Below are 22,230 nucleotides of genomic sequence, written 5' to 3'. Positions count from 1 at the left end.
CGGAACGGTGTGAGTGTGTCGAGTGTAGGGACGCAGCAGGAGGCCCCCAAGTTGCACCGGACGTGTGACCCACGCCTACGCTCGGAGCGTGGCCCGCGCTGACCTGGACAAGCAACCGACCGACGTACGTCGGATGTTCGACACCGTGGCCAAGCGCTACGACCTGACCAACGACCTGATGACCGCCGGCATCCAGCGCAGCTGGCGCCGGTCGATGGTCGAGGCCGTCGCCCCCCACCGCGGCGACCTGGTGCTCGACCTCGCCGCCGGCACCGGGTGCTCGAGCGAGCCGTTCGGTGCGCACGGCGCCACCGCGGTCGCCTGCGACTTCTCGGTCGGCATGCTCCGGCAGGGCAAGAAGGACCGGCCCGGCCTGCCCTTCGTGGCAGGGGACGGCACGCGGTTGCCGTTCCTCGACGACACCTTCGACGCGGTGACCATCTCCTACGGCCTGCGCAACTTCGTCGACCCGGTCGCCGGGCTGAAGGAGATGCTGCGAGTCACCCGCCCCGGCGGCCGCCTGGTGGTGTGCGAGTTCAGCCGGCCGACCAACGGCGCGCTGCGCACGGTCTACCTCGACGGCTTCATGCAGGCCCTGCCGAAGATCGCCGCCGTCACGGCGAGCGCAGCCGACGCGTACGTCTACCTCGCCGAGTCGATCCGGGCCTGGCCCGACCAGGCCGGGCTCGCCGACATGATCGCCGCGGCCGGCTGGCAGCACCCGGAGTGGCGCAACCTCACGGGCGGCATCGTCGCGCTGCACCGCGCCACTGCCTGACCCCGACCGCGACCCCATTTAGGGCACGCGCGTATGGCCTAAATATGCAGGTCATACGGCCCGAGATCGGTCCCACCCCCGACGTGACGCACGCCGCATCCGAGTCCTAGACTGTGGCCCGCGCCACTCGTGAAGCCATTCACAAAGTCACATGCACCACCGACCTGGCGCGGTCCACCGGAAGGGAATCGATGGAGCTCTACACGCCGGTCCTGGCCCTGGCCCTCCTCGCGACGGGCTTCGCGGTCTTCTCCGTCGCCATCAGCGCCTTCGTCGGCCCCAAGCGCTACAACCGGGCCAAGCTCGACTCCTACGAGTGCGGCATCGAGCCGACGCCGCAGCCCGTGGGCGGCGGCCGCTTCCCGGTGAAGTACTTCATCACCGCGATGCTCTTCATCGTCTTCGACATCGAGATCATCTTCCTCTACCCGTGGGCCGTGCACTTCGACGCGATGCGCCTGTTCGGCCTGATCGAGATGGTCCTGTTCATCGCCACTGTCTTCGTCGCGTACGCCTACGTGTGGCGCCGCGGCGGACTCGACTGGGACTGAGGGAAACACCATGGGACTCGAAGAGAAGCTGCCGAGCGGCGTCCTGCTCACCACGGTCGAGGGCGTCGCCGGCTACATGCGCAAGGCGTCGTTCTGGCCCGCCACCTTCGGCCTGGCCTGCTGCGCCATCGAGATGATGACCACCGGCGGCCCGAAGTACGACCTCGCGCGCTTCGGCATGGAGGTCTTCCGGGCCAGCCCGCGCCAGGCCGACCTGATGATCGTCGCCGGTCGCGTCAGCCAGAAGATGGCCCCCGTCCTGCGCCAGATCTACGACCAGATGCCTGAGCCCAAGTGGGTGATCGCGATGGGTGTCTGCGCCTCGTCGGGCGGCATGTTCAACAACTACGCCGTCGTCCAGGGCGTCGACCACGTCGTCCCCGTCGACATGTACCTCCCCGGCTGCCCGCCGCGCCCGGAGATGCTGATCGACGCGATCCTCAAGCTCCACGACCAGGTGCAGGCCACCAAGCTGGGCGTGAACCGCACGAACCAGATCGCCGAGCTCGAGACCGCGGCCCTGCGCGCGCTGCCCACCTCGGAGATGAAGGGCCTGCTGCGGTGACCGACGACAAGACCGACGACAAGTCCGACAAGAACGAGTCCGCCCGGCCCGCCGAGGAGCGCAACCTCGAGGCGGCCAAGGACAAGACGGGCACCGGCACCGGTGTCGAGCAGGCCGCGCCCGAGCAGTCCCCGGAGAACGTGCCGGCGCCGACCGGCGAGGTCCGCGCGGTCGGCGTACGCCACGGCATGTTCGGCACGTCCGGCACCGGCGACACCTCCGGCTACGGCGGCCTGGTCAGCGCCAAGGTCTTCCCGACGCCCACCCAGAAGCCCTACGGCGGCTGGTTCGACGAGGTCTCCGACGCGCTCGAGGCGCGGCTCGGGTCCACCGACCTCACCTCGGCGATCGAGAGCGTCGTGGTCCACCGCGGCGAGATCACCTTCCACGTACGCCGCGAGGACCTGCCCTTCGTCGCGCAGATGCTGCGCGACGACGAGGCGCTGCGCTTCGAGTTCTGCTCCGGCGTCAGCGGGGTGCACTACCCCGACGACGCCGGCCGCGAGCTGCACGCGGTCTACCACTTCACCTCGATGACCCACAACCGTCGGATCCGCGTCGAGGTCTCCGTGCCGGACAGCGACCCGCACGTCCCCAGCCTGGTGAGCATCTACCCCACCCTCGACTGGCACGAGCGCGAGACGTACGACATGTTCGGGCTGATCTTCGACGGTCACCCCGCTCTGACCCGGGTGCTCATGCCGGACGACTGGCCCGGCCACCCGCAGCGCAAGGACTACCCCCTCGGCGGCATCCCCGTGGAGTACAAGGGCGGTTCCATCCCTCCGCCCGACCAGCGCAGGAGCTACAACTGATGACGACAGAACAAGACTTCTACGCAGCGCCCGGCGACACCAGCCAGGGCAAGGTCTTCACCGTCACGGGCCAGGACTGGGACTCGATCACCCAGAGCATCGGCGAGTCCGCCGAGGAGCGGGTCGTGGTCAACATGGGCCCGCAGCACCCGTCCACCCACGGCGTGCTCCGACTCATCCTCGAGCTGGAGGGCGAGACCGTCACCGAGGCGCGGTGCGGCATCGGCTACCTCCACACCGGCATCGAGAAGAACATGGAGTACCGCTCCTGGGTGCAGGGCGTGACCTTCTGCACCCGGATGGACTACCTCTCCCCGTTCTACAACGAGGCGACCTACGTCCTCGGCGTCGAGCGGCTGCTCGACATCGAGGACGACATCCCGGAGAAGGCGCAGGTCATGCGCGTGCTCCTGATGGAGCTCAACCGGATCTCCTCCCACCTCGTCGCGATCGCCACCGGCGGCATGGAGATCGGTGCCCTGACCGTGATGACCATCGGGTTCCGCGAGCGCGAGCTCGTGCTCGACCTGTTCGAGCTCATCACCGGCCTCCGGATGAACCACGGCTTCATCCGCCCCGGCGGTGTCGCCCAGGACCTGCCTCCCGGCGCCCTTGACGAGATCCGCGACTTCATCGTCCTGATGAAGAAGCGCCTGCCCGAGTACGCCGCCCTCTGCAACGCCAACCCGATCTTCAAGGGACGCCTCGAGGGCGTCGGCCACCTCGACCTGGCCGGGTGCATGGCGCTCGGCCTCACCGGTCCGGTGCTCCGCTCGACCGGCTACGCGTGGGACCTCCGCAAGACCCAGCCCTACAGCGGCTACGAGGACTACGACTTCGAGGTCCAGACCTGGGACACGAGCGACTCGTACGGTCGCTTCCGGATCCGGCTCGACGAGATGTGGGAGTCGCTCAAGATCGTCGAGCAGGCCGTCGACCGGCTCGCCGGCCTCGAGGGTGCGCCCGTCATGGTCGGTGACAAGAAGATCGCCTGGCCCAGCCAGCTCGCGATCGGCAGTGACGGCATGGGCAACAGCCTCGACCACATCCGCCACATCATGGGTGAGTCGATGGAGGCGCTGATCCACCACTTCAAGCTGGTCACCGAGGGCTTCCGGGTCCCGGCAGGTCAGGCCTACGTCCCGATCGAGTCGCCGCGCGGCGAGCTCGGCGCGCATGTGGTCTCCGACGGCGGTACGCGCCCCTTCCGCGCGCACTTCCGCGACCCGTCGTTCACCAACCTGCAGGCAACGAGCGTGATGAGCGAGGGCGGCATGGTCGCCGATGTCATCGTCGCCATCGCCTCCATCGACCCCGTCATGGGAGGAGTCGACCGATGAGTGTGGACACCAATCCGGGAGACAACAGCCTCGAGCGCGCGGGCCTGGACCAGAAGACCTGGGACGAGCTGCGCGAGATCGCGGCCCGCTACCCCGAGGCTCGCTCCGGGCTGCTCCCGATGCTGCACCTCGTGCAGTCCGTCGAGGGCCGGATCACCCCCGAGGGCATCGAGGCGTGCGCCGAGGTCCTCGGCATCAGCGCCGCCGAGGTCAACGGCGTGGCGACCTTCTACACGATGTACAAGCGCAAGCCGGTCGGCGACTACCACGTCGGGGTGTGCACCAACACGCTGTGCGCGGTGATGGGCGGCGACCTGATCTTCGAGCGTCTCAAGGACCACCTCGACGTCGGCAACGACGAGACCACCGAGGACGGCAAGGTCACCCTCGAGCACATCGAGTGCAACGCGGCCTGCGACTACGCCCCGGTGATGATGGTCAACTGGGAGTTCATGGACAACCAGACCCCCGAGTCGGCCATCCAGGTCGTCGACGACCTGCGCGCCGGTACGGAGGTCCACTCCACCCGCGGGCCGCGGCTGGGCACCTGGCGCGAGGCCGAGCGCGTGCTCGCCGGCTTCCCCGACGACCGTGCCGACGAGGGCCCCGCGGCCGGAGCACCGTCGCTGGTCGGCCTCAGGATCGCCCGCGAGAACGGCTGGACGGCGGGCACGGACACGACCGGCCAGGACGCCACGGCGGCATCGACCAAGGGAGACGACCAGTGACGGACATGCTCACCCCGGTCCTCACGGACAACTGGGACGCCGAGCGCGCCTGGACCCTGGCGTCGTACGAGGAGCACGGTGGCTACGCCGCCCTCGACAAGGCCTTCGCGATGGCCCCCGACGACGTGATCAACGCCGTCAAGGAGTCGGGCCTGCGCGGCCGCGGCGGCGCGGGCTTCCCCACCGGCATGAAGTGGGGCTTCATCCCGCAGGACAACCCGAAGCCGAAGTACCTCGTCGTCAACGCCGACGAGTCCGAGCCGGGCACCTGCAAGGACACCCCGCTCATGCTCGCCAGCCCGCACACGCTGGTCGAGGGCGTGATCATCAGCTCGTACGCCATCCGCGCCAACACCGCGTTCATCTACGTCCGCGGCGAGATCATCCACGTCATCCGTCGGCTCCAGCGTGCGGTGCAGGAGGCCTACCTCGCGGGCCATCTCGGCAAGAACATCCACGGCTCGGGCTACGACCTGGACCTGATCGTCCACGCCGGTGCCGGCGCGTACATCTGCGGTGAGGAGACTGCGCTGCTCGAGGGGCTCGAGGGCCGCCGCGGCCAGCCGCGCCTGCGTCCGCCGTTCCCCGCGGTCGCCGGCCTCTACGCCAGCCCGACGGTCATCAACAACGTCGAGTCGATCGCCTCCGTGCCGAGCATCATCAACCACGGCGCTGCCTGGTTCGCCGGCATGGGCACCGAGAAGTCCAACGGCTACGGCATCTTCAGCCTCTCGGGCCACGTGACCAAGCCCGGCCAGTACGAAGCCCCGCTGGGCATCACGCTGCGCGAGCTGATCGACCTGGCCGGCGGCATGCGCGAGGGCCACGAGCTGAAGTTCTGGACGCCCGGCGGATCGAGCACCCCGCTCCTGACGCCCGAGCACCTCGACGTGCCGCTCGACTTCGAGTCGGTCGGTGCGGCCGGCTCGATGCTCGGCACCCGCGCCCTGCAGCTCTTCGACGAGACCACCTGCGTCGTACGGGCCGTGCTGCGTTGGACCGAGTTCTACAAGCACGAGTCCTGCGGCAAGTGCACCCCGTGCCGCGAGGGCACGTGGTGGCTGACGCAGACCCTCGCCCGGCTCGAGAAGGGGCAGGGCAGCGAGGCCGACCTCGACCTGCTCCTCGACCAGTGCGACAACATCCTGGGCCGGTCGTTCTGCGCGCTCGGCGACGGCGCCACCAGTCCGATCTCGAGCTCGATCCAGCACTTCCGCGACGAGTACCTCGCGCACCTGTCCCACGGCGGCTGCCCGTTCGACCACGCCGCATCGACCGTCTTCTCACCTGTCGGAGCTGACGCATGACGACCACCGACAAGGCGCCCGACACGGTTGACACCGACCTGGTCACGCTGACCATCGACGGCGTCCAGGTGAGCGTCCCCAAGGACACCCTGGTGATCCGTGCGGCCGAGCAGGTCGGCGTGCAGATCCCGCGGTTCTGCGACCACCCGCTGCTCGACCCGGTCGGCGCCTGCCGCCAGTGCCTGGTCGACATCCCGGACGCGGGCAACGGCCGCGGCTTCCCCAAGCCGCAGGCGTCCTGCACGCTGCCGGTCGCCGAGGGCATGGTCGTCAACACCCAGGCGACCAGCGAGGTGGCCGACAAGGCCCAGCAGGGCGTCATGGAGTTCCTGCTGATCAACCACCCGCTCGACTGCCCCGTCTGCGACAAGGGCGGCGAGTGCCCCCTGCAGAACCAGGCGATGAGCAACGGCCGCGGCGAGAGCCGCTTCGCCGAGTCCGGCGGTGTGAAGCGCACCTTCCCCAAGCCGATCAACATCTCCGCCCAGGTGCTGCTCGACCGCGAGCGCTGCGTGCTGTGCGCCCGCTGCACCCGCTTCTCCGAGCAGGTCGCCGGCGACCCGTTCATCGCCCTGGCCGAGCGCGGCGCGCTGCAGCAGGTCGCGATCTACGAGCGCGAGCCCTTCGAGAGCTACTTCTCCGGCAACGCCATCCAGATCTGCCCGGTGGGCGCGCTCACCTCGGCCGACTACCGCTTCCGCTCGCGCCCCTTCGACCTGGTCTCGACGCCGGGTGTTGCCGAGCACGACGCCTGTGGCGCCGCGATCCGGATCGACCACCGTCGCGGCAAGGTGATGCGTCGTCTCGCCGGCAACGAGCCCGAGATCAACGAGGAGTGGATCAGCGACAAGGACCGCTTCGCGTTCCGCTACTCCCAGGTCGACGACCGGATCACCTACCCGCAGGTCCGCGAGGACGGAGAGCTCCGGCCCGCGTCGTGGACCGAGGCCTTCGCGGTCGCGGCCCGCGGCCTGCGTGACGCCGGTGCCGGCGCCGTCCTCACCGGTGGTCGGCTGACCGCCGAGGACGCGTACGCCTACGCCAAGTTCGCCCGCGTGGCGCTCCAGACCAACGACGTCGACTTCCGCGCCCGCCCGCACAGCGCCGAGGAGGCCTCGTTCCTGGCCTCGCACGTCGCGCTGTCCGGCGGCGTGACGTACGCCGACCTCGAGGCCGCACCCGTCGTGGTGCTGCTGGGTCTCGAGCCCGAGGACGAGGCGGCGACGATCTTCCTGCGGCTGCGCAAGGCGGCCCGCCAGGGTCGTACGCAGGTCGTGTCCGTCGCACCGTGGACCTCGCGCGGCCTGCAGAAGATGAAGGGCCGCCTCGTGCCCGCCGTTCCCGGCACCGAGGCCGAGGTCATCGCCTCGCTCGCCGACGCCGAGCACGGCGTCTCGAAGGACGCGGTCATCCTCGTCGGCGAGCGCCTCGCCGGCACCCACGGCGCCCTGTCGGCCGCGGCCGACCTGGCCGCCCGGACCGGCGCCCGCCTGGCGTGGGTCCCGCGGCGTGCTGGTGACCGCGGTGCGGTCGAGGCCGGCGCCCTGCCCAACCTGCTGCCCGGTGGCCGACCGCTCGCCGAGGCCTCGGCCCGCGTCGACGTGGCCGCCGCCTGGGGCGTGGAGTCGCTGCCCGCCAAGGTCGGCCGCGACGGCAACGCCATCGTCGCCGCGCTCGCCAAGGGTGACCTCGGGGGCCTGGTCGTCGCCGGCGTCGACCCCGACGACACGGCCGACCCCGCTGCCTTCCGCGCGGCGCTCGACGCGGCCGGCTTCGTGGTGAGCCTCGAGCTGCGGGCCACCGGCGTGACCCGGGTGGCCGACGTCGTCCTGCCGGTCGCCCCGATGACCGACAAGGCCGGCACCTTCGTCACCTGGGACGGACGCGCGCGCGACTTCGACGCCGTCTTCACCAACCCGGCGTCGCTGCCCGACCTGCGGATCCTGTCCGGCATCGCCGACGAGCTGGCCGCGCTCGGCCAGGGCGCGCCGCTCGGCTTCCGTACGGTCGGCGAGGTGCGTGCCGAGATGCAGGCCCTCGGCCCGTGGGACGGCGCCCGCCCGGCGCACGACGCGGGCAAGGCGCCGCGCGTCGGCAAGGCACCCAAGGCCGACTCCTTCACGCTCGCCACCTGGAAGCAGCTCATCGACCTCGGGTCGATGCAGGACGGCGAGGTGCACCTCCGCGCCACCGCCCGGACCCCGGTCGTCCGGCTCAACCGGGCGGCGTACGAGTCGGTCTTCGGCATGCTCGAGGGTGAGCCCGGTCGCGACCAGCTCGCCACCGTCACCGGTGACCGCGGCAGTGTCACGCTGCCGGTCGCGGTCGCCGACCTGCCCGACGGCGTGGTCTGGGTCCCGGCCCGGTCCTTCGGCCGCGGAGTCCTCGCCGAGCTGGCCTCGCCCGGCAGCTCGGTCACCGTGAAGGGAGCCCAGCAATGATGAGCCTCGTGCCGTTCGCCGCGGACCTGCCCGAGACCGAGCTGGCCGCGTTCGGCCAGGACCCGTGGTGGGTCATCCTCCTCAAGGCCGTCTTCATCTTCCTGATCCTCGTGCTGCTCACGCTCTTCAACATCTGGTTCGAGCGCCGGGTGGTGGCCCGGATGCAGCACCGCGTCGGTCCCAACGTGCACGGCCCCTTCGGCCTGCTGCAGTCGCTCGCCGACGGCGTGAAGCTGGCGCTGAAGGAGGACATCATCCCCAAGGCGGCCGACAAGGTCGTCTTCCTGCTGGCGCCGATCATCGCGGTCGTGCCGGCGTTCATCACGTGGGCAGTCATCCCGCTCGGTCCCGAGGTGAACTTCTTCGGCCACCGCACGCCACTGCAGCTGACCGACATGCCGGTCGCCGTGCTCTTCATGCTCGCGATCGCCTCGATCGGGATCTACGGCATCGTCCTCGGCGGCTGGTCCTCCGGCTCGACGTACTCCCTGCTCGGCGGCCTGCGCTCGAGCGCGCAGATGATCTCCTACGAGGTCGCGATGGGCCTCGCGCTGGTCGCGGTCTTCCTCTACGCCGGCTCGATGTCGACGTCGGAGATCGTCGCGGCCCAGGACCGCCTGTGGTTCGGCCTGATCCTGATGCCGTCGTTCGTCATCTACGTCATCGCGATGATCGGCGAGACCAACCGCGCCCCCTTCGACCTCCCCGAGGCTGAGGGCGAGCTGGTCGGCGGCTTCCACACCGAGTACTCCAGCCTCAAGTTCGCGCTGTTCTTCCTGGCCGAGTACATCAACCTCGCGACCGTGTCCGCGATCGCCACGACGCTGTTCCTCGGCGGCTGGGCAGCTCCGTGGGGCATCGAGAACGTGTGGGAGGGCGCCAACACCGGCTACTGGCCCCTGCTCTGGTTCTTCAGCAAGATGTTCATCTTCATCTTCCTGTTCGTCTGGCTGCGCGGCTCGCTGCCCCGCATGCGCTACGACCAGTTCATGGCTCTCGGCTGGAAGGTCCTGATCCCGGTCTCGCTGGCCTGGACCGTCGCCGTCGCCACCATCCGCGTCATCTCGCTCGAGGCGGACAACGGCATCAACCGCTCCTACCTCGTGGCCGCGATCGCCGTGCTGCTCGTCCTGACCGTCGCGCTGATGTTCGTCGGCGAGGGCAAGGACGACAGCGAGCCGGTCGAGGTCAGCCAGGAGCCGCACGACGCGTTCGCGGGCGGGTTCCCCGTCCCCCCGATGCCGGCGGGAGGCGCCGTACGCGGTGCTGCCGAGCCGCTGTCGTTCGCCTCGGGCCGCACCACCGTCACCGCTTCAGCGGAGGAGAACCATGAGTGAGTCTGGCAAGGATTCCAAGGGCATCAAGGAAAGCCTCTGGGACCCGATCGCGGGCTTCGGGGTCACGTTCCGGACGATGTTCAAGAAGGTCGTCACCGAGCAGTACCCCTTCGAGAAGCTCCCGACCGCGCCGCGCTTCCACGGCCGCCACCAGCTCAACCGCTGGCCCGACGGCCTGGAGAAGTGCATCGGCTGCGAGCTGTGCGCGTGGGCCTGTCCTGCCGACGCGATCTACGTCGAGGGTGCGTCCAACTCCGACGGTCCCGACGGGGAGCGCTTCAGCCCCGGCGAGCGCTACGGCCGCGTCTACCAGATCAACTACCTGCGCTGCATCCTCTGCGGCCTGTGCATCGAGGCATGCCCGACCCGTGCGCTGACGATGACCAACGAGTACGAGCTGGCCGACAACAACCGCGCCGACCTCATCTACGAGAAGTCCGACCTGCTGGCGCCGCTGCTGCCCGGCATGGAGCAGCCGCCGCACCCGATGCGCCTCGGCGACGACGAGGGCGACTACTACAGGGGGACGACCCGGTGACCTTCTGGATCCTCGCGCCGCTGATGGTGCTCGCCGCCCTCGGCATCCTGTTCGTCCGCAAGGCCGTGCACGCCGCGCTGCTCCTGGCCGTGGTCATGATCAGCCTGGCGTTCCTCTACGCGGTCATGGACGCGCCGTTCCTCTTCGCGGTGCAGATCATCGTCTACACCGGCGCCATCCTCATGCTCTTCCTGTTCGTGATGATGCTGATCGGCGTCGACGCCTCCGACTCGACCGTGGAGACCATCCGCGGCCAGCGGGCGATGGCGACCGTGCTCGGGCTCCTCTTCGGCACCGTGCTCGTGGTCGGCGTCAGCCAGGTCACGCTCGGCACGGTGGTGGGCCTCGACGAGGCCAACAGTGGTGGCAACGTCCCGGCCATCGCCAACATCCTGTTCTCGCGCTACGTCTTCGCGTTCGAGGCGACCAGTGCCCTGCTGATCACGGCGGTCCTCGGCGCCATGGTGCTCGCGCACCGCGAGCGGCTCACGCCCAAGGCGACGCAGGCCAGCCTCGCCGCGCAGCGCATCCGCGACTTCGGTGACCACGGCAAGCACCCCGGACCCCTGCCGTCGCCCGGTGTGTACGCCCGCCACAACGCGGTCGACACCCCGGCCCTCCTGCCCGACGGCACCGCCGCCGAGTCCTCGGTCTCCCGTGTGCTCGCCGCGCGTGGCACGGTGCGCTCGGCGCCCGCGCTGGCTGACGACATCGACCTGGTGACCGCCCAGATCGGCGACCCGGCCAAGGCGCCCGACACGTCCGGCAAGGCCGGCGCTCCGGCGAACACCGAAGAGGACGTGACCAAATGACCCAGTACGTCGTGGCCACCCCAGCGACTTCTTCGCTCCTCCGCTGCGCTCCTCCGCGAACAACTCGCCGGGGACCCCGACCCTCGAAGAGGTCGTGCCTTGACTGAGTACGTTGTCTTGTCCGCCATCCTCTTCACGATCGGCTGCGTGGGTGTCCTCACCCGCCGCAACGCGCTCGTCGTGTTCATGTGCGTCGAGCTGATGCTCAACGCCTGCAACCTCGCGTTCGTCGCCTTCGCCAAGCAGCACGGCAACCTCGACGGCCAGATCACCGCCTTCTTCGTGATGGTGGTGGCTGCTGCCGAGGTCGTGATCGGACTCGCGATCATCATGACCATCTTCCGCACCCGACGCTCGGCCTCGGTCGACGACGCCAGCCTGCTGAAGTACTGAGGGAGAGCTCGTGAACCTGTTGTCCCACTCAGTCCTTCTGTCGGCCGAGGGAGGCGCTGCGCCCGTGGTCGCGCCCGACACCGGCGCCGGCGGCGTGTTCGACCTGCTGTGGCTGGTCATCGCGCTGCCGCTGCTCGGCGCGTTCCTGCTGCTCGGCGTCGCCCCGTTCCTCCAGGGCTCCCTCAAGGCGAGCGCCGACAGGCACGGCCACCTCGTCGGCACCGCCGCGGCTGCCGCGTCGTTCGTGCTCAGCCTCGTGCTGTTCATCGCGCTGCTGGGTCGCGGTGCCGAGGAGCGCCAGATCGGCCAGCACCTCTGGACCTGGTTCGAGACCGGCACCATCAGCGTCGGCATGGACCTGCTCTACGACCAGCTCGCTGCGCTGTTCCTGCTGCTCATCACCGGTGTGGGCTCGCTGATCCACGTCTACGCCATCGGCTACATGGAGCACGACGTACGCCGCCGCAGGTTCTTCGGCTACCTCAACCTCTTCGTCGCGGCGATGCTCACGCTGATCCTCTCGGCGAACTTCGTGGGCCTGTTCCTGGGCTGGGAGGGCGTCGGCCTGGCGTCGTACCTGCTCATCGGGTTCTGGCAGCACAAGCCGTCCGCCGCCGCGGCCGCCAAGAAGGCCTTCGTCATCAACCGCGTCGGTGACATCGGCCTCTCGCTCGCGATCGCACTGCTGTTCGCGACGTACGGCACGACCGACTTCGCCGGAGTCAGCGAGCACGCGGCCGACGCGTCGCAGGACACCCTGACCGCACTCGGCCTGCTCCTCCTCCTCGGGGCCTGCGGCAAGTCCGCCCAGGTGCCGCTGCAGGCCTGGCTGCTCGACGCGATGGAGGGCCCGACCCCGGTCTCCGCCCTCATCCACGCGGCGACGATGGTCACCGCCGGCGTCTACCTCGTGGTCCGCTCCAACTTCATCTTCGAGCTCGCGCCGATCGCGCAGACCGCGGTCGTCGTCGTCGCCACCGTCACGCTCCTCTGGGGTGCGGTCCTCGGCTGCGCCAAGGACGACATCAAGAAGGCGCTGGCCGGCTCGACGATGAGCCAGATCGGCTACATGATGCTCGCCGCCGGCCTCGGCCCGGTGGGCTATCCCTTCGCGATCTTCCACCTGCTGACGCACGGCTTCTTCAAGGCCAACATGTTCCTTGGCGCCGGCTCGGTCATGCACGGCATGGACGACGACGTCGACATGCGCCACTACGGCGGTCTCAACAAGGCGATGCCGGTCACCTTCCTGACGTTCGCGATGGGCTACCTCGCGATCATCGGCTTCCCCGGCTTCTCCGGCTTCTGGTCCAAGGACCGGATCATCGAGTCGGCCCTGGCCGACAACCTGCTGGTGGGCGTGCTCGCGATGCTGGGCGCCGGCATCACGGCGTTCTACATGACGCGCCTGATGCTGATGACGTTCTTCACCGAGAAGCGCTGGGCGAAGGACGTGCACCCGCACGAGTCGCCCAAGGTGATGACGATCCCGCTGATGGTCCTCGCCGCACTCTCCGTGCTCGGCGGCGTGCTGCTCGCGGGCGACTGGATCGTCACCTGGCTCGAGCCGGTCACCGGTCACGCGGAGCACTACGAGCCCCCGCTGCCGGCGCTCGTGATCACGCTCCTCATCACCGCTGTCGTCGCCGTCGGTGTCGCCACCGCCTGGTTCCTCGTCGGCAAGCGCGACGTCCCGCGCGAGGCACCCCGTGAGGTGTCGTTCGCGACCCGGGCGGCCCGTGCCGACCTGTACGGCGACGCGATCAACGACGCGGTCGTGGTCCGGCCCGGCGCCTCGCTCGTCGGTGGCCTGACGACGTTCGACCGGGTCGGCGTCGACGGGGCTGTCGAGGGCGGCTCGTCCGCCGTCGGCGGGATCTCCACCACGATGCGACGCCTGCAGAACGGCTTCGTCCGCTCCTATGCCCTGTCCGTCCTCGCCGGTGCGCTGCTCGTGGTCCTGGCACTCCTGGCGGTGAACCTCGCATGATCCTGACCATCCTCATCCTCCTGCCGCTCGTCGGCGCGCTCGCGACCGCATTCGCGCCCGCAGCGCTCGCGCGGACGCTCGGCCTCGGCTTCGCCGTCGCGACGCTGCTCGCCGGCGTCGTCGCGGCCAGCCAGTACGAGCTCGACGCGGGCATGCAGCTCACCGAGACCCACACCTGGATCGAGTCGCTCGGCGTGCACTACGCCCTCGGCGTCGACGGGCTCGGCCTGCTGATGGTGCTGCTCACCGTCGTCCTCGTACCGATCGTGCTCCTCGCCGGCTGGCGCGAGTCCGACGCGGCGGGCAACGGCGGCGCCAAGGCGTTCTTCGCCTGGACCCTTGCCCTCGAGGCGATGTCGCTGGCCGTGTTCACCGCGACCGACGTGCTGCTCTTCTACGTCGTGTTCGAGGCCACCCTCATCCCGGCGTACTTCCTCATCGGCGGCTTCGGTCGCGCCGGGCGCGGCCGCGCCGCGACGAAGTTCCTGATCTACCAGCTCGCCGGTGGGCTCGTGATGCTCGCCTCGGTGATCGGGCTCTACGTCGTCTCGGCCAACGCCGGCAACCCGAGCTTCCTGCTCAGCGACCTCGCCGCGATCGACATCGACCCGATCACGCAGCGCTGGCTGTTCGTCGGCTTCTTCATCGCCTTCGCGATCAAGGCCCCGATGTTCCCGGTCCACACCTGGCTGGCCGACACCACCGAGAAGGCGACTCCCGGCACCTCGGTGCTGCTGGTCTGCATCCTCGACAAGATCGGCACGTTCGGGATGCTGCGGTTCTGCCTCGGCCTGCTGCCCGACGCCTCGCAGTGGGCGACGCCCGCGGTCGTGGTGCTCGCGCTGATCTCGATCATCTACGGCGCATTGGTCGCCATCGGCCAGGACGACGTCCTGCGCCTCATCGGCCTCACGTCGCTCTCGCACTTCGGCTTCATCGTGCTGGGCATCTTCGTGCTCAGCCCGACCGGCGGCACCGGTGCGATCCTCTACATGGTCAACCACGGCATCGCGACCGCACTGATGTTCCTGGTCGCCGGGTTCCTCATCCAGCGCACCGGCACCGCGTCCATCCGCGAGATGGGCGGCGTCGAGAAGTCCGCGCCGGTCCTCGCCGGGTTCTTCCTCGTCGCCGGCCTCGCCGCCTGTGGCCTGCCCGGCCTGTCGCCGTTCGTCTCGGAGATGATGGTGATCATCGCCGCGTTCGACCACCACTGGCTGGTCGGCTCGGTCGCGGTGCTGGCCATCGTCCTGGCCGCGTTCTACGCACTCTGGATGTACCAGCGCACGATGACCGGTCCCGGCCTGGTGTCGGTGGCCGACCTCGACCGGCGTGAGGTGGGCATCGTGGCGCCGCTGCTGCTCGCGCTGGTGCTCTTCGGCTTCTTCCCGATGCCGCTGCTCGACGTCATCAATCCCGTCGTCCACGACACTCTCGCCGGAGTGGGCATCGCCCAGGAGGGTGGTCACCAGTGACCGAGTTCACCAAGCCCAGCGTCGAGTACTTCGAGCTCTGGCCCCTCCTGGTCGTCTTCGGTGTCGCCTGCCTCGGCGTCGTCGTCGAGGCGTTCGCGCCGCGCGCCGCGCGCTACGTGTCGCAGGTCGTACTGGCCCTCGCAGGCCTCGTCGCCGCGATGGTGGGCGTCGTCCTCATCGCCCGCGACGTCACGACGTACGACGACGGTGCCGCCCGCGGCATCCTCGCCGTCGGCGGGACGATCGCCGTCGACGGACCGAGCCTCTTCATCTGGGGCCTCGTGCTGGCCCTGGCCATCGGTGGCGTCCTGCTGTTCGCCGAGCGTCACCTCGACGGCGGTTCGTCCGCCTTCGCGGGGCAGGCGTCCGCGGTGCCCGGCACCGACGCGGAGACCGCGGCGCTCGCGGCCCGCCGCGAGCACACCGAGGTCTACCCGCTGCTGATGTTCGCGGTCTTCGGGATGATGCTGTTCCCCGCCGCCAACGACCTGCTCACCATGTTCGTCGGCCTCGAGGTGCTCTCGCTCCCGCTCTACCTCCTGTGCGGCCTCGCGCGTCGCCGCCGCCTGCTGAGCCAGGAGGCCGCGCTCAAGTACTTCCTGCTCGGTGCCTTCTCGTCGGGCTTCTTCCTCTACGGCGCCGCGCTCATCTACGGCTACGCCGGGTCGATGGACTTCGCCCTCATCAACGAGGCCGTCCGCAACGACGTGGGCAACAGCAGCCTGCTGCTCATCGGCACCGGGCTGCTCTCGGTCGGCCTGCTCTTCAAGGTCGGCGCGGTCCCGTTCCAGGCGTGGACGCCCGACGTCTACCAGGGCGCCCCGACCCCGGTCACCGCGTTCATGGCCGCCGGCACCAAGGTGGCGGCGTTCGGCGCGCTCATGCGCCTGTTCTACGTCGCACTCGGCGCGGACCGCTGGTCGTGGCAGCCGATGCTCTGGATCATCGCCGTGCTCTCGATGTTCGTCGGCGCGGTGCTGGCGATCACGCAGAACGACATCAAGCGGCTGCTCGCCTACTCCTCGGTCGCCCACACCGGGTTCATCCTCACCGGTGTCCTCGGCCTGCAGGCCTCCGACCAGCTCGCGATCGGTGAGATCACCTCGATCCAGGCGGTGCTGTTCTACCTGACGACGTACGGCTTCGCGACGCTCGGCGCCTTTGCCGTCGTCAGCCTGGTCCGCGACGCCGGGGGCGAGACGACGGCGATCGACCGCTGGGCCGGGCTCGGCAAGGAGTCGCCGGTGGTGGCCGCGGTCTTCGCGTTCTTCCTGCTGGCGATGGCCGGGATCCCGCTGACGTCGGGCTTCGTCGGCAAGCTCGCGGTGTTCTCCGTGGCGCTGGCCGCCGGCGCCTGGCCGGTCGTGGTGGCCGCGGTGATCGCGAGCATCATCGCCGCGTTCCTCTACATCAAGGTCATCAAGGTCATGTACTTCGACGAGCCTGTCGGCGACGGACCCACCGTGGCGTACCCGTCGGTGCTGACCGCCACGACGATCGCCGTCGGTGCCGCCGTGACGCTGGTCCTGGGCGTCTTGCCGGGCCCGGTGCTGGATCTGGCTGCCGCTGCAGGAGAATTCATCAGGTGACCGAATCGCCCCTCGCACTGCCGGTCGTCGACGCCGAGCTCGAGCATCGGCTCGTCGGCCGGTTGGCGCGCATCGAGGAGCTCCTCGCGGTGCACTGCCAGGGGCGCACGCCGTACGTCACCCGCGCCGCGACTCACCTCATGATGGCCGGCGGCAAGCGGTTCCGGCCGCTGCTGGTGCTGCTCGCCGCCGAGGCGGGCCCCCACCCGGAGGCCGAGGAGGTGGAGACCGCGGCCTGCGTCGTGGAGCTCACCCACGTCGCCTCGCTCTACCACGACGACGTGATGGACGAGGCCGCGCTGCGCCGCGGTGCCGACACGGCCAACGCCCGCTGGGACAACCACGTCGCGATCCTCACCGGCGACTTCCTCTTCGGCCGGTCCTCGGAGCTCACCGCCGACCTCGGCCCCGACGCCGTACGCATCCAGGCCACGACGTTCACCCGGCTCGTCGAGGGCCAGATCCTCGAGACGGTGAAGCCCGGTCCCGACGAGGACCCGCTGGCCCACTACCTCGAGGTCGTCGCCGGCAAGACCGGTTCGCTGATCGCCACCTCGGCGCGCTACGGCGCGATGTTCTCCGGTGCCCACCCCGACGTGGTCGAGGCGCTGCGTGCCTACGGCGAGATCGTCGGCTCCGCCTTCCAGCTCTCCGACGACATCCTCGACATCGCCTCGGAGTCAGTCACCTCGGGAAAGACGCCCGGCACCGACCTCCGCGAGGGCGTGCCGACCCTGCCAGTCCTCATGGCCCAGGCTTCGACCGACCCTGCCGACGCTCGCCTGCTCGAACTGCTCGCCCGCCCGCTCACCGACGACGCAGAGCACGCCGAGGCCCTCGCGCTGCTGCGCCGGCACCCCGCGATGGACGAGGCCAAGGCGTACGTCCTCGGCCAGGCGACCGAGGCCAAGAAGCGGCTCGAGGCCCTCGAGCCCGGCCCGGTGCGTACGGCCCTCGAGTCCTTCGTCGACGTGGTGGCGAACCGGAGCTCCTGAGCTCGTACGCGGCCCTCGGACCTGACCCCGGACCTTCGTAGGGGTGGCGCACGTGGACCGCAAAGGCTTTACTTTGCAGCCTCCACCACTGCGAGAGTCTCGAGGGCTCATGTCTGGTCTGCTGCGTTCCCTGTCCGTGCTCGTTGCCGTCGTCCTTGCACTCGCAGGGATCCAGGCGCTCAGCCTGTCCGGCTCGGCGGCACCGCCGGGTGGTGGCTACTGGACCGCCACCGACGCGCGACCGGGCGGTGACCGGGGAGCCGTCGAGCGGCGCGTCGAGCCGCGGCGCTACGCCGCCTTCACGCTCGACCGGGCAGGCATCAGGGCGGCCCTCGACCAGGCTCCCGGCGAGGACGCTGCGCGAGCGGCCGACGATGCGGGTGCAGTGATCACCGTGCCCGCTCCCACGGGCGAGCTCGTCGAGTTCCGGGTCCACGAGGTCGCTGTGATGGAGGCGGGACTCGCCGCCCGGCACCCCGAGCTGACGACGTACGCCGGCCGCGCTGTCGGCGACCCGACCGCAACCATCCGGCTCGACCTCACGCCGATGGGCTTCCACGCTTCCGTGCGCGGCTCGGGCGACCGGGCGGCGTGGTACGTCGACCCCGCGTGGAACGGCGACGACAGCATCTACCTCTCGTACCGCAACGGGGACCTGCCGCGGTCCGACCGCGGACTGGTCGAGCCCGAGCTCGACGAGGACACCCTCAAGGACCTCACGGCCAACCTGGCCGAGGCGCCGGGCGCCGAGGTCTCGCTGCGCACCTACCGGCTCGCGCTCGTGACCGACCCGTCGTACGCCACCTATTTCGGCACGCAGAACGTGCTCGCCGAGAAGGTGACGCTGATGAACCGGGTCAACCAGATCTACAACGACGACCTGGCCGTGCGCATGGTGCTCATCAACGACACCGACAAGCTCAACCTCGACACCGCCGCCAAGGCCACCGAGGCCAACGGGCCCTGCGGCTCATCCGCGTGCTTCACGACCGCGCAGCTCACCAGCTGCTCGGGATCTGCCCTCAACCGCAACCGCATCGTGCTCGGCCAGCTCGTCGGCGCGGCCAACTACGACATCGGCCACCTCGCGCTCGGGGTGAACGGCGGCGGCGTCGCCGGCCTCGGAGTCGTCGGCGGCGACGGCAAGGCCCGCGGCTGCACCGGGCTCCCGACTCCCGAGGGCGACTACTTCGCCGTCGACTACGTCGCTCACGAGATGGGGCACCAGTTCGGTGGCCCCCACACCTTCAACGGCACCGAGCTCAACTGCTCCGGCGGCAACCGCAGTGCGTCGTCGGCGTACGAGCCGGGCTCGGGCAGCTCGATCATGGCGTACGCCGGCATCTGCCAGCAGGACAACCTGCAGCCGCACAGCGACCCCTACTTCTCGCAGCGCAGCATCACCGACATCAGCAACACGGTCACGGCCAGCAGGCCGGCGATCAACGACGTGCAGACCGTCTCCCTGCGCGGCTTCGACACCGACGGTGAGTCCTTCGTCCTGTCGTTCAACGGCGCGCAGACCTCGCCGATCACGCGGGGCACCCCCTACACCCTCGCCGGCATCGACCTCGCGATCGAGGCGGTGACCGGCGTCGGGAGCGTGGACATCCGCGGCTTCGGTGGCAGTGCCACCCTCGACGACACCGGGTTCGAGGTGCGCTTCACCGGAGCGCCGTACGCCGAGACCGACGTCCCCAGCCTCGGTTTCGCGCCGCAGACCGGTGACGTGACCGGCTTCGTCGGCGAGACGGCCCAGGGTGGGCCGATCGAGAACGGCGGCTTCACCGTCACCGCGTCCGGCAACCGTGCCCCCGTGGCGACCGTGCCGGTCACCAGGACCATCCCGATCCGTACGCCGTTTGCGCTGACCGGCCAGGCGACCGACCCGGACGGCGACCCCCTCGTCTACATCTGGGAGCAGAACGACAAGGCCGGCGCCGTCGCGACGACGCTCGGCAGCCAGACCAAGCTCGACGGCCCGCTCTTCCGGATCTTCGGCGCCTACGCGCCGGTCACCCCGGCCGGAGCGCTCCAGATCGGTTCGCCGGGCGAGAACCATGCCGGGTCCAGTCCGACCCGGGTGTTCCCGGACATGCAGCAGATCCTGGACAACAACACCAACGCGATCACGGGCACCTGTCCGGCGATGCCGCCCAAGCCGGCGAGCGGCGGGGCGACCAACGTGCCCGTCCCGGTGATCGAGTGCTTCGCCGAGTGGCTGCCGACCGCCGACTACGTGGGCGCACCCGCGGAGCCCAACGTCGGGTGGGCGGGCAACACCGAGCCGTCGCTCAACTTCCGGTTCACCGCGCGTGACCTGGCGCCCGAGGGCGGCGGCTACGCGTCCGGCGACGTCAAGCTGCTGGTCGACAAGACCGTCGGACCCTTCCGGGTGACCTCGAAGGGCGCCACCACGGCCGCGGCTGTGGCCGGGCGCACCGAGACGGTCTACTGGACGGCCACCACCACGGCGCTCTCGCCCCACGTGAAGATCAGCCTGTCCCTCGACGGGGGCCAGACCTTCCCGACGGTCCTGGCGGAGAGCACGCCCAACGACGGCAACGCGCAGGTCACCTGGCCCGATGTGAACACCACGAAGGCGCGGATCAAGGTCGAGGCGGTCGAGAACTACTTCTTCGACGTCAACGACGCCGACATCACCATCACCGGCGGCACGGCGCCCACGACGACCCCGACCACGACCCCGACGGCCACCCCGACGACAACGCCGACGACGGCCCCGACGACGACTCCCACCACGCCGCCGGCGGTCGACCAGGTGGCGCCGAGGATCGGCACCAAGATGGTGAAGCCCGTCGAGGTCCGTACGCGGGTCAGGCTGCGGATCACCGTGCGGGCCGACGACGTCGTGCCGTCCGGCGTGGTCAGGGTCAAGATCCGCGGGGCCGGCAAGACGAGGTCCTGGACCGAGACCCTGACCAGGCGCGGCAGGACCAGCGTCCTGCTGCCGTCGTTCAAGCGGACGGGCCGCGTCAAGGTCGTCGTCCGGTACCGCGGCGACGATGCCGTGGAGGCGGGCCGCAAGGTCATCACGTTCACGGTCGTCAACCGCAACAGGGTGCGTTGACCTGAGCTGAGCAACGGCGAGGGGCCATCGGTCGGAGGACCGGTGGCCCCTCGTGCGTCCTCAGGCGGCGCTGGCGTGGGCGACCAGCCGCGGCTGCTGGCGGCGGTGGTTGAGGGCCTCGATCGTGAAGATCGCGAGCGCCAGCCACACCAGCCCGAAGCCGATCCAGCGGCTGGCAGGCATCTCCTCGTGGAAGACCAGGATGCCGAGGGCGAACTGGATCGTCGGCGCGAGGTACTGCAACAGGCCGAGCGACACCATCGAGACACGGATCGCGGCCGCGCCGAAGAGCATCAGCGGCACCGCGGTGATGATGCCGGTGGTCGTGAAGAGCAGGGCATGCCCGACGCCGTGGGAGCCGAAGTTGGACGCGCCGGTCGCCATCAGCCACACGACGTACGCCAGTGCGAACGGCGTCAGCACCACCGTCTCTACCGTGATGCTCTCCACGGCACCGACGCCGGCCTGCTTCTTGAGCAGGCCGTAGGTGCCGAACGAGAAGGCGAGCAGGAGCGCGATCCACGGCGGCCGGCCGTAGTCGAGCGCCAGCACGACCACCGCCACGAAGGCGATGCCCATCGCCGCCCACTGCAGGTTGCGCAACCGCTCGCCGAGGACGAACACGCCCATCAGGACGGTGACGAGCGGGTTGATGAAGTAGCCCAGCGAGGTCTCGACGACGCGGCCGTTGTTGACGCCCCAGATGTAGCCGCCCCAGTTGAACGTGATGACGACTGCCGCGCAGCAGATCAGCAGCAGCCGGTGCCGGTCGCGCAGGAGCGCCTTGAGGTAGGGCACGCGGCGCCACAGGAGGAGGACCAGGACCATCGTGATGCTGGACCACACGATGCGGTGCGCCAGGATCTCGACGGCTCCGCCCGGCTCGAGCAGCGTCCAGTAGAGCGGGAAGGTGCCCCAGAGGACGTACGCCGTCGCGCCCACGATGAGTCCGCGACGGTTGTCTGGCACTCGCGGAGTCTAGGTCGCAGATGTCGCCTACGATGGGGCGGTCTCGGGGTTGGGACCCCGGGTCGCCCAGATCGTCATCGTCTCTCGAGGGGGAGTTCACTCATGCGGAAGTTCCGCGCCGTCCTGGCAGCGCTCGTCGCTGCACTGCTCGTCGGAGGGATGCTCATGTCGAGCGCCTCCGCCGGATCACTGCCCAAGCGCATCATCGACGAGGAGCGCCCGGGCGACAACCAGGTCTCCTACAACGCCTTCAAGCTCAAGGGCAGCGTCATGGAGCCGCAGGCCGACGGCACGCTGCTGCCGTACGCCGACCAGCAGGTGAAGATCCTCAAGAAGAAGTGCGGCACCTGCAAGTGGAAGACCGTGAAGAAGATCAAGACCAACGAGCTCGGCGTCTTCAAGACGCGCATCTTCGCGCCCGAGCAGGGTCGCTGGAAGTGGCGCTCGAAGGTCGACCACTCCAACGGCTTCGGCAACACCAAGGGCAAGGTCTGGACGCTCTACTTCGACTGACCA

Annotated in this window: 19 protein-coding genes; 18 read left to right on the top strand and 1 reads right to left on the bottom strand. The window is 69.7% G+C overall.

What is annotated here, in order from left to right; all coding sequences use genetic code 11:
* Window positions 1-88: 88 nt before the first annotated feature.
* From EUA94_RS02445 to EUA94_RS02365, 17 genes are all read left to right on the top strand, one after another.
* Window positions 89-778 carry a demethylmenaquinone methyltransferase gene (locus tag EUA94_RS02445; RefSeq protein ID WP_129424331.1) on the top strand — a complete coding sequence of 230 codons (690 nt, stop codon included), beginning with the start codon at window positions 89-91 and terminating at the stop codon, window positions 776-778.
* 191 nt (window positions 779-969) lie between these two features.
* The gene (locus tag EUA94_RS02440) at window positions 970-1,329 is read left to right on the top strand and encodes an NADH-quinone oxidoreductase subunit A (RefSeq protein ID WP_129424329.1); all 360 of its coding nucleotides are present in this window, start codon (window positions 970-972) and stop codon (window positions 1,327-1,329) included.
* Between the two features lie 10 nt (window positions 1,330-1,339).
* Window positions 1,340-1,894 (top strand): NuoB/complex I 20 kDa subunit family protein, encoded by a 555-nt coding sequence (locus EUA94_RS02435; RefSeq protein ID WP_129424328.1) that lies wholly within the window; start codon window positions 1,340-1,342, stop codon window positions 1,892-1,894.
* A complete protein-coding gene (locus tag EUA94_RS02430; protein ID WP_129424326.1) occupies window positions 1,891-2,709 on the top strand; it encodes an NADH-quinone oxidoreductase subunit C in 819 nt (272 codons plus the stop codon). The genes EUA94_RS02435 and EUA94_RS02430 overlap by 4 nt, the downstream gene beginning before the upstream one ends.
* Window positions 2,709-4,049, top strand: coding sequence for an NADH-quinone oxidoreductase subunit D (locus EUA94_RS02425; protein ID WP_129424324.1), 1,341 nt, complete (start codon window positions 2,709-2,711; stop codon window positions 4,047-4,049). Before EUA94_RS02430 ends, EUA94_RS02425 begins: the two co-directional genes overlap by 1 nt.
* Complete coding sequence (nuoE, locus tag EUA94_RS02420; protein WP_129424322.1) at window positions 4,046-4,777, top strand: NADH-quinone oxidoreductase subunit NuoE; 732 nt, start codon at window positions 4,046-4,048, stop codon at window positions 4,775-4,777. The genes EUA94_RS02425 and nuoE overlap by 4 nt, the downstream gene beginning before the upstream one ends.
* Entirely contained in the window at window positions 4,774-6,084 is a 1,311-nt protein-coding gene (gene nuoF / locus EUA94_RS02415) for an NADH-quinone oxidoreductase subunit NuoF (protein ID WP_129424320.1), read from the top strand. The genes nuoE and nuoF overlap by 4 nt, the downstream gene beginning before the upstream one ends.
* Window positions 6,081-8,525 (top strand): NADH-quinone oxidoreductase subunit G, encoded by a 2,445-nt coding sequence (locus EUA94_RS02410; protein ID WP_129424319.1) that lies wholly within the window; start codon window positions 6,081-6,083, stop codon window positions 8,523-8,525. The genes nuoF and EUA94_RS02410 overlap by 4 nt, the downstream gene beginning before the upstream one ends.
* Complete coding sequence (nuoH, locus tag EUA94_RS02405; RefSeq protein ID WP_129424631.1) at window positions 8,525-9,862, top strand: NADH-quinone oxidoreductase subunit NuoH; 1,338 nt, start codon at window positions 8,525-8,527, stop codon at window positions 9,860-9,862. The genes EUA94_RS02410 and nuoH overlap by 1 nt, the downstream gene beginning before the upstream one ends.
* Window positions 9,855-10,400: an NADH-quinone oxidoreductase subunit NuoI gene (gene nuoI, locus EUA94_RS02400; protein WP_129424318.1), complete on the top strand. Its 546-nt coding sequence runs from the start codon at window positions 9,855-9,857 to the stop codon at window positions 10,398-10,400. Before nuoH ends, nuoI begins: the two co-directional genes overlap by 8 nt.
* 23 nt (window positions 10,401-10,423) lie before the next feature.
* Entirely contained in the window at window positions 10,424-11,212 is a 789-nt protein-coding gene (locus tag EUA94_RS02395) for an NADH-quinone oxidoreductase subunit J (RefSeq protein WP_129424629.1), read from the top strand.
* A gap of 99 nt (window positions 11,213-11,311) precedes the next feature.
* Window positions 11,312-11,605: an NADH-quinone oxidoreductase subunit NuoK gene (gene nuoK, locus EUA94_RS02390; protein ID WP_129424317.1), complete on the top strand. Its 294-nt coding sequence runs from the start codon at window positions 11,312-11,314 to the stop codon at window positions 11,603-11,605.
* A gap of 64 nt (window positions 11,606-11,669) precedes the next feature.
* Window positions 11,670-13,595 carry an NADH-quinone oxidoreductase subunit L gene (gene nuoL / locus EUA94_RS02385; RefSeq protein WP_242494628.1) on the top strand — a complete coding sequence of 642 codons (1,926 nt, stop codon included), beginning with the start codon at window positions 11,670-11,672 and terminating at the stop codon, window positions 13,593-13,595.
* Complete coding sequence (locus tag EUA94_RS02380; protein WP_129424316.1) at window positions 13,592-15,070, top strand: NADH-quinone oxidoreductase subunit M; 1,479 nt, start codon at window positions 13,592-13,594, stop codon at window positions 15,068-15,070. Before nuoL ends, EUA94_RS02380 begins: the two co-directional genes overlap by 4 nt.
* On the top strand, window positions 15,067-16,659 hold the full coding sequence (gene nuoN, locus EUA94_RS02375; RefSeq protein WP_129424315.1) for an NADH-quinone oxidoreductase subunit NuoN: 1,593 nt from the start codon (window positions 15,067-15,069) through the stop codon (window positions 16,657-16,659). Before EUA94_RS02380 ends, nuoN begins: the two co-directional genes overlap by 4 nt.
* A complete protein-coding gene (locus EUA94_RS02370) occupies window positions 16,656-17,654 on the top strand; it encodes a polyprenyl synthetase family protein (RefSeq protein ID WP_129424314.1) in 999 nt (332 codons plus the stop codon). Before nuoN ends, EUA94_RS02370 begins: the two co-directional genes overlap by 4 nt.
* A gap of 109 nt (window positions 17,655-17,763) precedes the next feature.
* Window positions 17,764-20,745, top strand: a complete 2,982-nt coding sequence (locus tag EUA94_RS02365; RefSeq protein WP_207210368.1) for a reprolysin-like metallopeptidase — start codon at window positions 17,764-17,766, stop codon at window positions 20,743-20,745.
* Between the two features lie 60 nt (window positions 20,746-20,805).
* Here EUA94_RS02365 and rarD read toward each other — a convergent pair whose 3' ends face one another.
* Entirely contained in the window at window positions 20,806-21,714 is a 909-nt protein-coding gene (gene rarD / locus EUA94_RS02360; RefSeq protein WP_129424312.1) for an EamA family transporter RarD, read from the bottom strand.
* Window positions 21,715-21,816: 102 nt separating this feature from the next.
* Here rarD and EUA94_RS02355 point away from each other — a divergent pair, with 102 nt between their 5' ends.
* A complete protein-coding gene (locus EUA94_RS02355) occupies window positions 21,817-22,227 on the top strand; it encodes a hypothetical protein (protein WP_129424310.1) in 411 nt (136 codons plus the stop codon).
* Window positions 22,228-22,230: the final 3 nt, after the last annotated feature.

Source organism: Nocardioides zhouii (genome assembly GCF_004137345.1).
Lineage (GTDB): Bacteria > Actinomycetota > Actinomycetes > Propionibacteriales > Nocardioidaceae > Nocardioides > Nocardioides zhouii.
Note: the sequence above shows the minus strand (reverse complement) of the source record. Positions and strands in the feature narration are given on the sequence as shown.

Bases quoted from the DNA above. Each gene is read 5' to 3' on its own strand.
- EUA94_RS02440 (WP_129424329.1), top strand. From the start codon at position 970: ATGGAGCTCTACACGCCGGTCCTGGCCCTGGCCCTCCTCGCGACGGGC.
- EUA94_RS02435 (WP_129424328.1), top strand. From the start codon at position 1,340: ATGGGACTCGAAGAGAAGCTGCCGAGCGGCGTCCTGCTCACCACGGTC.
- EUA94_RS02425 (WP_129424324.1), top strand. From the start codon at position 2,709: ATGACGACAGAACAAGACTTCTACGCAGCGCCCGGCGACACCAGCCAG.
- nuoE (WP_129424322.1), top strand. From the start codon at position 4,046: ATGAGTGTGGACACCAATCCGGGAGACAACAGCCTCGAGCGCGCGGGC.
- EUA94_RS02410 (WP_129424319.1), top strand. From the start codon at position 6,081: ATGACGACCACCGACAAGGCGCCCGACACGGTTGACACCGACCTGGTC.
- nuoH (WP_129424631.1), top strand. From the start codon at position 8,525: ATGAGCCTCGTGCCGTTCGCCGCGGACCTGCCCGAGACCGAGCTGGCC.
- nuoI (WP_129424318.1), top strand. From the start codon at position 9,855: ATGAGTGAGTCTGGCAAGGATTCCAAGGGCATCAAGGAAAGCCTCTGG.
- EUA94_RS02395 (WP_129424629.1), top strand. From the start codon at position 10,424: ATGGTGCTCGCCGCCCTCGGCATCCTGTTCGTCCGCAAGGCCGTGCAC.
- EUA94_RS02380 (WP_129424316.1), top strand. From the start codon at position 13,592: ATGATCCTGACCATCCTCATCCTCCTGCCGCTCGTCGGCGCGCTCGCG.
- EUA94_RS02365 (WP_207210368.1), top strand. From the start codon at position 17,764: ATGTCTGGTCTGCTGCGTTCCCTGTCCGTGCTCGTTGCCGTCGTCCTT.
- EUA94_RS02355 (WP_129424310.1), top strand. From the start codon at position 21,817: ATGCGGAAGTTCCGCGCCGTCCTGGCAGCGCTCGTCGCTGCACTGCTC.